The 12,135-nt window shown below is 64.0% G+C and carries 16 protein-coding genes and 1 pseudogene; 7 read left to right on the forward strand and 10 right to left on the reverse strand.

The window, feature by feature from the left end:
• Positions 1 to 89: 89 nt before the first annotated feature.
• Together HAP54_RS13285 and HAP54_RS13290 are read right to left on the reverse strand one after the other, a co-directional pair.
• Positions 90 to 494 carry a hypothetical protein gene (locus tag HAP54_RS13285; protein ID WP_166300523.1) on the reverse strand — a complete coding sequence of 135 codons (405 nt, stop codon included), beginning with the start codon at positions 492 to 494 and terminating at the stop codon, positions 90 to 92.
• A gap of 178 nt (positions 495 to 672) precedes the next feature.
• A complete protein-coding gene (locus tag HAP54_RS13290; RefSeq protein WP_166300525.1) occupies positions 673 to 1,464 on the reverse strand; it encodes a hypothetical protein in 792 nt (263 codons plus the stop codon).
• Positions 1,465 to 1,580: 116 nt separating this feature from the next.
• Here HAP54_RS13290 and HAP54_RS13295 point away from each other — a divergent pair, with 116 nt between their 5' ends.
• Both HAP54_RS13295 and HAP54_RS13300 read left to right on the forward strand, forming a co-directional pair.
• Complete coding sequence (locus HAP54_RS13295) at positions 1,581 to 2,615, forward strand: aspartate-semialdehyde dehydrogenase (protein WP_166300527.1); 1,035 nt, start codon at positions 1,581 to 1,583, stop codon at positions 2,613 to 2,615.
• Between the two features lie 37 nt (positions 2,616 to 2,652).
• Positions 2,653 to 3,207: a TIGR00645 family protein gene (locus tag HAP54_RS13300; RefSeq protein ID WP_166300529.1), complete on the forward strand. Its 555-nt coding sequence runs from the start codon at positions 2,653 to 2,655 to the stop codon at positions 3,205 to 3,207.
• A 26-nt stretch (positions 3,208 to 3,233) separates the two neighbouring features.
• Here the strand turns inward: HAP54_RS13300 and HAP54_RS13305 are convergent, their stop codons facing one another.
• Positions 3,234 to 3,869, reverse strand: a complete 636-nt coding sequence (locus HAP54_RS13305) for a carbonic anhydrase (protein ID WP_166300531.1) — start codon at positions 3,867 to 3,869, stop codon at positions 3,234 to 3,236.
• A 204-nt stretch (positions 3,870 to 4,073) separates the two neighbouring features.
• On the opposite strand from HAP54_RS13305, the gene HAP54_RS13310 reads away from it, so the two are divergent.
• A complete protein-coding gene (locus HAP54_RS13310; RefSeq protein ID WP_166300533.1) occupies positions 4,074 to 4,952 on the forward strand; it encodes an HpcH/HpaI aldolase/citrate lyase family protein in 879 nt (292 codons plus the stop codon).
• 156 nt (positions 4,953 to 5,108) lie between these two features.
• Here HAP54_RS13310 and HAP54_RS13315 read toward each other — a convergent pair whose 3' ends face one another.
• The 3 genes from HAP54_RS13315 to HAP54_RS13325 all read right to left on the reverse strand — a co-directional run bounded on the left by HAP54_RS13315 (position 5,109) and on the right by HAP54_RS13325 (position 7,076).
• A complete protein-coding gene (locus tag HAP54_RS13315; RefSeq protein ID WP_166300535.1) occupies positions 5,109 to 5,897 on the reverse strand; it encodes a hypothetical protein in 789 nt (262 codons plus the stop codon).
• Between the two features lie 93 nt (positions 5,898 to 5,990).
• A complete protein-coding gene (gene leuD, locus HAP54_RS13320; RefSeq protein ID WP_166300537.1) occupies positions 5,991 to 6,593 on the reverse strand; it encodes a 3-isopropylmalate dehydratase small subunit in 603 nt (200 codons plus the stop codon).
• 84 nt (positions 6,594 to 6,677) lie between these two features.
• Entirely contained in the window at positions 6,678 to 7,076 is a 399-nt protein-coding gene (locus tag HAP54_RS13325; protein WP_166300539.1) for a metallopeptidase family protein, read from the reverse strand.
• 115 nt (positions 7,077 to 7,191) lie between these two features.
• Between HAP54_RS13325 and HAP54_RS13330 the strand changes: the two genes are divergently transcribed.
• Complete coding sequence (locus HAP54_RS13330; RefSeq protein WP_166300541.1) at positions 7,192 to 7,518, forward strand: hypothetical protein; 327 nt, start codon at positions 7,192 to 7,194, stop codon at positions 7,516 to 7,518.
• 79 nt (positions 7,519 to 7,597) lie between these two features.
• Here the strand turns inward: HAP54_RS13330 and HAP54_RS13335 are convergent, their stop codons facing one another.
• Entirely contained in the window at positions 7,598 to 7,825 is a 228-nt protein-coding gene (locus HAP54_RS13335; protein ID WP_166293477.1) for a hypothetical protein, read from the reverse strand.
• Positions 7,826 to 8,083: 258 nt separating this feature from the next.
• Here HAP54_RS13335 and HAP54_RS13340 point away from each other — a divergent pair, with 258 nt between their 5' ends.
• Both HAP54_RS13340 and HAP54_RS13345 read left to right on the forward strand, forming a co-directional pair.
• Positions 8,084 to 8,311: a hypothetical protein gene (locus HAP54_RS13340; RefSeq protein ID WP_166300542.1), complete on the forward strand. Its 228-nt coding sequence runs from the start codon at positions 8,084 to 8,086 to the stop codon at positions 8,309 to 8,311.
• A gap of 52 nt (positions 8,312 to 8,363) precedes the next feature.
• Positions 8,364 to 8,759, forward strand: coding sequence for a hypothetical protein (locus HAP54_RS13345; protein ID WP_175619231.1), 396 nt, complete (start codon positions 8,364 to 8,366; stop codon positions 8,757 to 8,759).
• 93 nt (positions 8,760 to 8,852) lie between these two features.
• On the opposite strand, the gene HAP54_RS13350 is transcribed toward HAP54_RS13345, so the two are convergent.
• Positions 8,853 to 10,550, reverse strand: coding sequence for a methyl-accepting chemotaxis protein (locus HAP54_RS13350; protein WP_166300544.1), 1,698 nt, complete (start codon positions 10,548 to 10,550; stop codon positions 8,853 to 8,855).
• A gap of 197 nt (positions 10,551 to 10,747) precedes the next feature.
• A pseudogene (locus HAP54_RS13355) lies at positions 10,748 to 11,041 on the reverse strand (DUF1330 domain-containing protein).
• 158 nt (positions 11,042 to 11,199) lie between these two features.
• On the opposite strand from HAP54_RS13355, the gene HAP54_RS13360 reads away from it, so the two are divergent.
• Positions 11,200 to 11,712, forward strand: a complete 513-nt coding sequence (locus HAP54_RS13360) for a hypothetical protein (RefSeq protein ID WP_166300545.1) — start codon at positions 11,200 to 11,202, stop codon at positions 11,710 to 11,712.
• Positions 11,713 to 11,881: 169 nt separating this feature from the next.
• On the opposite strand, the gene HAP54_RS13365 is transcribed toward HAP54_RS13360, so the two are convergent.
• On the reverse strand, positions 11,882 to 12,094 hold the full coding sequence (locus HAP54_RS13365) for a hypothetical protein (protein WP_414645665.1): 213 nt from the start codon (positions 12,092 to 12,094) through the stop codon (positions 11,882 to 11,884).
• Positions 12,095 to 12,135 lie beyond the last annotated feature (41 nt).

Genomic DNA, 12,135 nt, shown 5'->3' on the forward strand with positions numbered 1-12,135 from the left:
CTGGTCCTTCGGACCATCCCGGAATGACGGACAAACAAAAATGCCCGGCCGGAGCCGGGCATTTTCGTATCGGCTGCTTGCCGAAATTCTCAGTACAGCGGGAAGTTCCGCGGATAGCCGCCGAGATCGGCCGGCGGGCTGAGCGGCTGGCGATCGATCGGACGGTTGTTGTTCTCGCGCCCGAACGAGGGGTAGCCGATCTCCGGCGGATAGGCGTAGTCGTTGAACTTGCGGTCGCCCGGCAGCACTTCGGTGCCGGCGTCCAGCCACGAGCGCGTGGTGACGTAAACGCGGGTGCGCGGACCCTGCTGATAGACGCGGTTCGGACCCTGCTGGCCGTAATAGCGGCGGCCGTCGCGGTCATACTGCTCTTGCTGCTTGCGCTTGGTCGGGCTCTGCGCGCTGGCTGCGGTCACACTGAGCGCGGTTGCGGTGACGGCAGCCGCGGCAAGCAACACCACGAGCTTGTTCGCGGCAGGGAATTTCAAGGTCATCGCATCCTCGTCATTACGGCCCCATCGGGGGGCTGGCGCGTCCGCCAAAATCACTCGGAACATATTGTAGCCTTGGTGGGAAGCCCGTCACTAGGTCAATTGCGCCACACCGGCCCAGATAATGCGGCCGGTAGAGCAAAAGTTTCATGTAAACCAGTGTCTTGCCACGGTCTTGCCATCAAAGGGCGCCGCGCAGAAGCGGGTTCTCGCTGCCCATCACCCAGTCGGCCGACAGGGCCGGCGGGCCGGAGGTAACGCAGTCGGTACGGCGCAGCTCGGCATGCGCGAACAGCGCGGCGAGCCGCAGGTCATTGCCGGCGGCCAGCAGGTTCAGGCGGTTCAGCATGCAGACGATCGCGGCGCGCTGGGCCGGCAGGCTGGCGCCCTGGCAGGTCCAGCCGGAGATACGCAGATCGGGCGCGTCGGCCTGCTTGAGGAAGCCGAGGCAACTGCTGCTGCCGTCCTGCCGCGCCGGACGCAGCAAGGTGACGCTGCCGAACTTGCTGTCGACGATCCCGGCGGCCTCGAGCTCGCGGACGCCGCCCGGGTCGGGCCGCCCGGCGATCTCGGTGACCGCGGGTCCCATGGCCTCGCCGCCGGGACGGTAGATTTCGAGCTCGGCTGCCGGTGCGCCATCGGCGTCAGCCCAGCGGAAGACGTCCTTGCGACCGCCCTCGGGGTGCCGGAAGATTTCGTAAGTCTCTGTTTTATCTCGTGGATCGAGCCGGCTGATAGCAAAAGCCGGCGTCGAACGGCCGGCCAGGCTCCAGCCCGCGATGGTGGGGGCCGCCATCGCCGTTGCGTCCGGCAGTTGCTTCCATAGATAGTTGCCGAGGACGGCGAACAGCGCGAGCACGGCGACATTAGGAAGCCGGGAGAGCGTGGCGTATATTTCGTCGACGAAACTCGTCAGCGCTGACGGAGTTCTCGTATGATGGGGTGCGGCCGGACCGGCCTGAAAGAAACGCATCAAAACGCTCAAATGCTACGCAACGTTGTCTTGACGGGGTTTCTCGCATAGAAGCGCTGCCTCTTCCCTTTCCGCTGCCAGCGGGGGAACGGGCATTTTTCGTCGGAGAGTGAACGATGGGTTACAAAGTCGCGGTGGTCGGAGCGACCGGCAATGTCGGGCGCGAAATGCTCAACATTCTCGACGAGCGCAAATTCCCCGCCGACGAGGTCGTCGTGCTGGCCTCGCGCCGCAGCGTCGGCGTCGAGGTCTCCTATGGCGACCGCACGCTGAAGGTGAAGGCGCTCGAGCATTATGATTTCTCCGACGTCGACATCTGCCTGATGTCGGCCGGCGGCTCGGTCTCCAAGGAATGGTCGCCCAGGATCGGTGCCGCCGGCGCGGTCGTGATCGACAATTCCTCGGCCTGGCGCATGGACCCGGACGTGCCGCTGATCGTGCCGGAGGTGAACGCGGATGCGGCCGCCGGCTTCACCAAGAAGAACATCATCGCCAATCCGAACTGCTCGACCGCGCAACTCGTCGTCGCGCTGAAGCCGCTGCACGACAAAGCGACGATCACGCGCGTCGTGGTCTCGACCTATCAATCGGTGTCGGGCGCCGGCAAGGACGCGATGGACGAGTTGTTCACGCAGACCAAGGCCGTCTACACCAATGACGAGCTGATCAATAAGAAGTTTCCGAAGCGCATCGCCTTCAACGTCATTCCCCAGATCGACGTCTTCATGGAAGACGGCTTCACCAAGGAAGAGTGGAAGATGATGATGGAGACCAAGAAGATCCTTGATCCCAAGATCAAGCTGACCGCGACCTGCGTGCGCGTGCCGGTCTTCGTCGGCCACTCCGAAGCCGTCAATGTCGAGTTCGCCAATCCGATCACGGCGGACGAGGCGCGCAACATCCTGCGCAATGCGCCGGGGTGCCTGGTGATCGACAAGCACGAGCCGGGCGGCTACGTCACGCCGTATGAGGCGGCCGGCGAGGACGCGACCTATATCAGCCGCATCCGCGAGGATGCGACGGTGGAGAACGGCCTGTCGTTCTGGTGCGTGTCGGACAATCTGCGCAAGGGTGCCGCGCTGAACGCGATCCAGATCGCCGAAGTCCTGATCAACCGCAAGCTGATCACCGCCAAGAAGAAGGCGGCGTAACAGCGAAGCGTGGGATACGGGTCAGGAAGCGCGTGGCATGGCGGAACAACCGGGGACCTATCGGCCCAATCCGACGCTGAAGCGCGTTGAACGTCGTTTCGAGAACCTGCTGTTCAACAGTCGCTGGCTGATGGCGCCGTTCTATTTCGGCCTCGTCATCAGCCTCGCGGCATTGCTGCTCAAGTTCTGCATGGAGCTGTGGCACTTCATCCTGCATGTGCCGGATGCCAAGGAATCCGACATCATCCTCGGCGTGCTCTCGCTGATCGACATCTCGCTGACCGGCAATCTGATCCTGATCGTGGTGTTTTCCGGCTACGAGAATTTCGTCTCGAAGATCGATCCGGAAGGGCACCCGGATTGGCCGGACTGGATGACCAAGGTCGATTTCGGCGGCTTGAAACAGAAATTGCTGGCGTCGATTGTCGCGATCTCAGCCATTCAGGTGCTGAAGGCGTTCATGAACCTCGATACCGCCTTCGATCCCAGCAAGCTCGCCTGGCTGGTCGGTGTGCACCTGGTGTTCGTGGTGTCGTCCTTCATGCTCGCGATCTCCGACCGCTGGGGCAGCGGCCATCACGGAGGCGAGTAGATTTCTGTTGGCCCGATTTCATCGCGTCAGCGAACGCTGACGAATTCCTTCGCGCCCCGGTCGAGCACGAACAGCGAGCCTTCGGCGACGCCGAAATAGGCGCCGTGCAGTTGCATGTCACCGCTCTCCACGCGTTCGCGCACGAACGGGAAGGTCATCAGGTTCTCCAGCGAACGGAACACCGCGGCCTTCTCGATGCGGGTGACGAAGTCCTGCATGCTCTCATGCTCGCGCTGCTCGACGACTTCGCCCGGCTTGATGAACATCTGCATCCATTTGCCGATGAAGTCGCCAGGCGTGAGCGGCTTGATCTTGTCGACGAAGGCGCGGATGCCGCCGCACTGGGCATGGCCCAGCACCACGAGATTCTTCACCTTCAGTACGGTCACGGCATACTCCAGCGCGGCCGAGACGCCGTGGGCGTTGCTGTCGGGCTGGTAGACCGGAACCAGGTTGGCGATGTTGCGGACCACGAACAACTCGCCAGGGCCGGCATCGAAGATCACTTCCGGCGAGACGCGGGAGTCGCAACAGCCGATCACCATGGTCTCGGGGAACTGGCCGCGCTCGGACAGGTCCCGGTAGCGGGACTGCTCGGTCGGCAGCCGCTGCGTGGCAAAGGCGTGGTAGCCGTCGATCAATTGCTTCGGAAAGGACTGCATGCCACTGCCTAACCACAAGCGCATGTCCGGAACAAGACTTTCGGCGTCGGGGCTGAAATGATAGCGCCGGGGCTTGAAAAGCCGCGGCCGATCAGTGCCTAAACAATGGACTTTCGCTAGAGCATGATCCGGAAAAGTGCGAAGCGGTTTTCCGAAAAGATCATGCTTAAACAACAATCTGCCAGAGGCCTTGAGGAGATCACCATGACCCGTCCGCGCCGCAGCCTGTTGTTCATGCCGGGATCGAATACACGGGCGCTGGAAAAGGCCCGGACGCTGCCGGCAGACGGCATCATCCTCGATCTCGAGGATTCGGTGGCCCCCGACGCCAAGGCGGTGGCCCGTGAGCAGATCGCCAAGGCGGTCGCCGCCAAGGGCTTCGGCAAGCGCGAGGTCCTGATCCGGATCAACGCCCTCGACACGCCCTGGTGGGTCGACGACATCGGCATGGCCGGCAAGGCGCAGCCGGACGGCATCCTGGTTCCCAAGATCTCCACCGTCGACGATCTCAATGCGGTTGCCGACCGCCTCAGCGACATCAATGCGCCCGCCTCGATCCGGGTCTGGGCCATGATCGAGACCGCGCGCGCGGTGCTCGACGCCGACAAGCTCGCCGCGGCGTCAAAAGATTCCGAAACCCGGCTCGCCGGCTTCGTGTTCGGGCCGAACGACATTGCGCGCGAAACCCGGATCCGGATGAAGCCGGGCCGCGCGGCGATGATCCCGATGATCACGCATTGCATCCTGGCGACCCGCGCGCACGGGCTCGAAATCCTCGACGGTCCCTATAGCGACATCAGCAATGTCGACGGCTTTGCCGAGGAATGCGCGCAGGGCCGCGATCTCGGCTTCGACGGCAAGACGCTGATCCACCCGAGCCACATCGACGCCTGCAACGCGATCTTCACACCGCCCGAGGCCGAGGTCACTGAGGCGCGCAAGATCATCGCCGCCTTCGAACAGCCGGAGAACGCCTCGCGCGGTGCGATCCAGCTCGACGGCCGCATGGTGGAGCGCCTGCACGCCGAGATGGCGAGGCGCACGATCGCGATCGCCGACGCGATCGCTGCGATGGGGCATTAGCAGGGATCCTTCCCTTCTCCCCTTGTGGGAGAAGGTGGCGCGGACGCAGTCCGCGACGGATGAGGGGTCTCTATCCGCGGAGGCAGACCCCTCACCCGGCTTCGCTTCGCGAAGCCACCCTCTCCCACAAGGGGAGAGGGTGAACTTGCGCCCTGGTCACGCGCCAAACCTCTCCGTCGCCCACGCATAAAGACTGCCAGGGATCGGCGCGTCCTTGCCGCGGCCCTTTGGCGAGATGTGCAGGCCGACGATGGCGGGGTCGTTCAGGTACGTCGAAAAATCCGACGGCTCGAAGAACAGTTTTGGCTCCGCGTGCACCGCGTAGAACGAACGCTTCGGCAGCGCGTGCCGTAACTCGCCTTCGCGGCGCGCCAGCGCGGTGAGCGCCGCCGGGCCGAAGATCGCGACGCGGATGTCGGCGAGGCGATTGGATTTGCCGCGCAGCCGGCGCATCGCAAAGGTCACGCGGTGACGCAGGGCCAGCCAGTCCGGGGTCAGCTCGTCCTGCTGCATCAGCGCCTCGAAGGCGCGCACGATTGGATCATTTTGCGGCAGATACAGCACCGAGTTGCCGAGCTGGCGCGGCCGTTCCCAGGCAAAATAGGGCTTTGCCGGATCGATCTCGACAGGCTTCAGCAGCAGCACATCGGCATCGAGCCAGAGGCCGGCGCGCTGCTTCATCAGCCGCATGCGGAAGAAGTCGCTGAACTGCAGGATGGTCCAGTCGCGCCACGAACCGTCCGGCTCGGCCGGACGCAGCCTCTCCGAGAACGAATGCGGCAGCACGGCCTCGGCCTCGGCATTGCCGACGCCGTCGGGCAGGCCGGGAATCGGATCGAAGCTGTAGACGGTGACCTTGTGCCCCGCCGCCACCTGCGAGCGCAGGCAGGTCTGGCGCAGCGCGTCCATCGAGCCGTGCCAGAAGGTGACGATGTCAGGCAACATGCGCGTCAGGTATCAGCAAGTCTGCGGTGAGGCAATTCGGCAAACAAAAGCCCCGGCGCCGCAAGGCACCGGGGCTCGATGACACGCTGCCGCTCAAGCCCAGGCGCGCTCATTGAGCTTGGCCTCAAAGGTGTCGATCGACGTCTTCTTCTCCATCGTCAGGCCGATGTCGTCGAGGCCGTTGATCAGGCAATGCTTGCGGAACGGATCGATCTCGAACTTGACCTTGCCGCCGTCCGGACCGCGGATCTCCTGGTTGGGCAGATCGATGGTCAGCGTCGCATTGGCGCCGCGCTCGGCATCGTCGAACAGCTTGTCGAGGTCCTCCTGCGACACGCGGATCGGCAGGATGCCGTTCTTGAAGCAGTTGTTGTAGAAGATGTCGCCGAACGAGGTCGAGATCACGCAGCGGATGCCGAAGTCGAGCAGCGCCCAGGGCGCGTGCTCGCGGCTCGAGCCGCAGCCGAAATTGTCGCCGGCGACCAGCACCTTCGTATTGCGATAGGCAGGCTGGTTGAGGACGAAATCCGGGTTCTCGCTGCCGTCATCCTTGTAGCGCTGCTCGGAGAAAAGCCCCTTGCCAAGGCCGGTGCGCTTGATGGTCTTGAGGTACTGCTTCGGAATGATCATGTCGGTGTCGACATTGATGATCTTCAGCGGCGCCGCGACGCCTTCCAGCGTGGTGAACTTGTCCATCGTTGCACTTCCCGGTCAAAATGAGGGATAGGGGCGGTTATTTATCGCGAATGTGACAGCGGTAAAAGGGCCATTTCTGCAGGGCTAGCCCGCAGCGGCCTCAATCGCCTCCATATCGGCGTCCGAGAGGCCGAAATGGTGGCCGATTTCATGGATCAGCACGTGGCGGACGATGTGGCCGAGGGTCTCATCGTGCTCCGCCCAGTAGTCCAGGATCGGCCGGCGGTAGAGCCAGACCAGGTTGGGCAGCCGGGCGACGTCGCCATAGCTCTGCTGCGGCAGGCCGATGCCGTGGAACAGGCCGAGCAGGTCGAACTCGCTCTGGGCCTGCATGTCGTCGAGCACCTCGTCGGTCGGGAAGTCGTCGACGCGGATGATCAGGCCCTCGCAGAGGGCCCGGAACGTCTCCGGCAGGCGCTCGAAAATCTCGTGCGCCATGGCCTCCATCTCGGCGAGCGAGGGGGCTTTGGCTGTGGTCCACATGACACTCCTTTAGCGCGAGTGCCTCAGGCGGCGCCAGCGCAGTTGACCTTGGCGGTGCAATGGGAGACCGTGCGGCCCAACAGTGGGGCTCAAGGATGGGGCTTGGGTGGGCGTGATGAAACGGATCGTGGCGGCAGTGCTGTTGGCTGGTGCAGTCGGGCTCTCGCTTCCGGCGGGAGAGGCGCAGGCACAGAGCGCGGCGGCTGAAGCGCGCATCGGTCAGGCGGACCCGGTGGCGCGCGAGCGGGTCGTCGAGCGCCGCCGGCTGAAGCGCGTGCCGATCTACCGGTCCCGGCCCGATCACTGGGAACCGGATGTCATCCCGCGCTACAATCCCGGTCCGAACGCCGTGCGCGACTGCACCGCGACCTATGTCCAGGAGCACCGGCCGAGCGGCACCGTGATCACCCCGCGCATGAACTGCTTCTGGCGGCCCGGCTAGAGCGGGATTTCGGTTCACCTCTCCCAAGGGAGAGGTGAACTTTCGACGCCGCTCCAGCTCAACCTAATCTCATCATGCTCTAGCTGCGCGTCCGCCGTCGTGCCGCGCTGATCACAGCAGTAGCTGCGATCACTCCCGTCGTTCCATAGACCACGACCGCCATCAGCATTTGCGTGAGATGGCTCGCCGTTCCCATGCCGCCGCCCGGTCCCTGCGAGGCGAGCGCGACATCGGCGAGCATGATGGAACCACTGAGCGTCGCAAGCGCGGTACGAAGCAACCGCGCGCGTGTACCTGTTTGTGTCACGGCAACCTCCTGCAACAGAGAGCACGCGAGATACGACCATAGTCTAGGCCGGGTTTTGCGTGTGAACGCGAGAATTCGCGCGACGTATCGGAACCTGAGCGCGCCAGCAGCATTCACAATCGTGGCGCAGTCATTCACATCCCATTCACGTCATCCGCACTCTGCTTGCGATCTGCGTCGCGGCAACGGCGGTCGATTCGCGGGCGAACGCGAGGCGTCGTTGCAAGACGTGACATCAAGGGATCAAGGAGAAGACTTATGAAGGTGATGAAAGTTCTGGGGCTCGCGGCTGTCGGTGCCGTGCTGGTCTTGGCGGCGCCGGCCGAGCGCGCAAATGCGATGTCGCTGGCGACGCCAGGCACCGCCGCAACGGTTCAGGACAATGCGAACCAGGCGACCACGCAAGTGCGCTGGGGCCGCGGCTGGCATCGCGGCTGGGGTCGCGGTCATCACCGTGGCTGGGGCCATCGCCACTGGCGCCACTGATCGCGCGGCGTATCAGCGCAGTTGAGACACAGGCCCGTGAGCAACGGGCCTGTTGTCGTTTGCAGCCATCAAACCGGCAGATTCGCGCGCGCCAGATGATATCAATCGAAATCTGCAGGAGTTGATCATGATGAGATGGATCGGTGTTGCCGCTGTCGCTTGTGCCGTCGCATTGACGGCGCCGGCATCGGCGACCGCATCAGCCAAGCCGCAGGCTGCCGCGCAACAGCGGCACGCGGGCAAGGCAACTGACTTCAGCGCGCAGCGCCATCATCACTATTACCATCGGCATCATTATCACCACAGCTACCGGCCGTACTATCGCTCCTACTCCTATTACCGTCCGTACGGCTCCTATTATTACGCGCGGCCCTATTATTACCGGCCATATCCGTATGCTGCGCCGGCGCCGTTCACCTTCGGCTTCGGATTCGGCCCATTCTGGTGAGCCGCGGTTCGCGCGCGACTGCGCAGAGCCAACAGAAAGGGCGGCTCCGATCGCCCGGCGCCGCCCTTTGCAGTGAGAGGCTGCCTGATCCGGTCAGGCCGCGCGGATCTTGTCCAGGAATGCGTTGACGTTGCCGCGCAGCGTTGCGGATTGCTGACTGAGATCGTCAGCAGCCGTCAGCACCTGCGTGGCCGCCGATCCGGTCTCGGTGGCGGCTTCGTTGACGCTGCCGACATTCGCCGACACCTCGCTGGTGCCGCGCGAAACTTCCTGAATGTTCTTCGAGATGTCGCGGGTAGCAGCGCTCTGCTGCTCGACAGCGGCGGAGATCGCCGCCGCGATTTCGCTCATCCGCCCGATGGTGCCGCCGATCGCCCGGATCGCGGCGACGGCCTGACCGGTCTCCTGCTGGATGGCCGCGATCTGCGAGGAGATGTCCTCGGTCGCCTTGGCGGTCTGGGTGGCAAGCGCCTTCACTTCATTGGCGACCACCGCAAAACCCTTGCCGGACTCGCCGGCGCGCGCAGCCTCGATCGTTGCGTTCAATGCCAAGAGATTGGTCTGCGACGCGATGTTCTGGATCAGCGAGATCACCTCGCCGATCCGCTGCGCAGCCGCGGCCAGGCTCTCGATGGTCGCGTTGGTGCGATCGGTCTCGTCCACCGCCGCTCTTGCGGTCTGGGCCGCCTGCGTCACCTGGCGGGTGATCTCGCTGATCGAGGCGTGCAGTTCCTCGGTTGCGACCGCGACGGTCTGGACGTTCGCCGAGGCCTCGTTGGATGCGGTGGCAACGAAGGTCGCCTGCCGGCTGGTTTCCTCCGCGGTCGCCGACATGCTTCCGGCGGTCGCGTGCATTTCGGTCGAGGCCGCGGTCAGGGCGTTCAGCGCTTCCGAGACCTGATTGTCGAAGGTCGCGATGTGGCCCTCGACCGCGCGCTGCCGGGCCTCCTTGCGCAGCTGCTCCTCGCGCTGTTCGGCTTCGAGGCGGCGCGCCGTGATCGCATTCTCCTTGAACACGCGCAGCGACTTGGCGAGGCCGCCGACCTCGTCGCTCCTGTCATCGCCGACCACCGCGATGTCGAGATCGCCCTCGGCGAGCTTCGTCATCTCCTCCGTCATGCGCGACAGCGGCCGCGCGATCTGGCTGAACGCGATCCAGGCGAGGATATTGAAGGCACAGAGCAGTCCGGCAGCGGCGCCGAACAGCAGCACGAGGCGCGTCTGGTCGGCGGTGGCGATGCCCTGGTCGCGCGCGGCCTGCATGCCCTTCACATTGGCGGCGATCAGGCTGGCGACCGCCTCCATCGCGGTCTGGCGATGCTTGGCCGCGACATTGCGCGAGTAGGCGAAGGCGTCCTCCAGCTTGCCCGCGGTGACCAGCTCGAACACCTTTGCGCTGGCCTCGCGGCGGTCCTTGACCGCGCGGCGCAGCGTGTCGATCAGCTGCTGCTGTCCGGCGTCCGATGTGACGGACGCCAGGCGGTCGACGGCGGCAAGCGTTGCATCGGTTGCCTTGTTGTAGGCTTCGATGTTGGAGGCGATCGCCTTGGTGTCGGCGGCGCTGAGGATGACATTCTTCTCGCTGACGGCAGCGCTGTTGAAGTTGCTCTCGGCTTCGAGGCTGTACTGCACGCGGCGGGCGTTGCCATCCACCAGGTCGGACGCGGTCGCCGACAAATGGCTCAGCGCGAGCGAGGCCTGGACGACGATGCCGATCGCGACCAGGGCGATAATGGCCGCGGGCACCGCGATCTTGGCAATGATGGGCAAATTCTGAAACTTGATGGTCATTTCCGGTCCCACGATAATGCTGCTGCTTCCATCGGCTCACCCCGGCCGATGAGGCACGTGTGAGGGCGCGATGCCACGGCTTGGCCTGCTGGCCGCGCCATGGAAACCGAAGTCGTCCTGAATTTTCTGATTGATTGTCCGTTAACCCTAGCCACCAACCCTTAGCAAAGGGTTCACGCCGGTAGCGGGTAACGGCATCAGGGCGCAAAGCCCTTGGCGAGAAGCACGATGCCTTGCGCGCCCGCTTTGCGGTCCCTGGAGATCTCGACATATTCGGGCGATTCCGATCAGGCGCGGAATGCGGCTTCGTCAGGGAACGACATCAGCACCAGCTTGTCGCGATCCCAGGTGCCTTCGAGCACCGCGGGCTGTTCGTCGGCCGACAGCAGCCGCCCGTTGAACTTCCTGAACACGTCGAAGAAGCGCGCCTGATACCGATCATAGGCGGCACGATCGGTCATCTTGAGTTGCACGATCACATAGACGGTCACTTGCGTTGCTCCCGGACTTTTCGTCGCACTGTTTTGCGCGTTCATGACGCATTCACTCAGGGATTTCTAGCGTTGCGGCGGGAGCGACCGCAATGAACGCAATGCAACCGGCTGCCATGCAGCGTGGCTGTGATTGCTGTTGTCAGGGAGGTTCTGAGATGAGGGAAGGGTATTTGCGGCGTGGCTTGGTGCGCCGTCTCGGTGTCGCGGCGGCCGCGGTCTTCGCGCTGTCGATTTCAGCGCAGCAACGCGCCGAAGCGCTGTCGCTGGCGAGCCCGGGCACCGTGCTCGCGGCGAAGTCTGCGGCCGATGCCATGACGACAGAGGTCCGGCATGGCGGTGGTGGCGGCCACGGTGGCGGCGGTCACGGCGGCGGAGGTTTTCATGGCGGCGGCTTCCGCGCTGCGCCGGCGTTCCATGGCGGCTTCCATCGCTATGGTGGCATCCATCGCCACTACGGTGGCTACCACCGCTTCTATGGCGGCGGTTACCGCTACGGCTACCGCCGGCACTTCCATCACCGGCGCTACTTCTATGGATCGTCCTACTACTATCCGGCCTACTATCATCACCGCCGTTGCCGGGTGGTCTGGACCTATTACGGGCCGCGCCGGATCTGCCGGCCGTATTGGCATCACCGTCACCATTGGCGGCCGTATGGCTATTGGTGAAGGCTGAAATGACAGCGGGCGCCAAACGGCGGCCGTTTTGTCAGGACACTTTTCGCGCGAAGGCACCTAGAGCGTTTTCGAGCGAAGTGGAGGCCGGTTCGCGTGAAGAAAACGCGTCAAAACAAGAATCTAGAGCTTCGGTTCTGATCCAATCAGAACCGAAAATGCTCTAGTCCCAGTTCTTCAGCCTCCAGGGCTTGATCTTCCACGGCGTCAGGTTTTCGATCCGCCATTGCGTCCAGCGCTCCGGCGGCCAGTGGCTGAGGCGCGAGGTCTCCTTCACTTCGGGAGGCGGATCGATGATGCGTGGCGCGGCGCGGCGGCGCTTCTGCCGCGTCGCCTCGCTGATCATGTCGACGAATTCGCGCTTGTCGTCAGCCACGTCCGACTCCCCGCGAAGCTTGTCCTCGCAAGGAGCCAGTG

This window comes from Bradyrhizobium sp. 2S1 (assembly GCF_011516625.5).
GTDB lineage: Bacteria > Pseudomonadota > Alphaproteobacteria > Rhizobiales > Xanthobacteraceae > Bradyrhizobium > Bradyrhizobium septentrionale.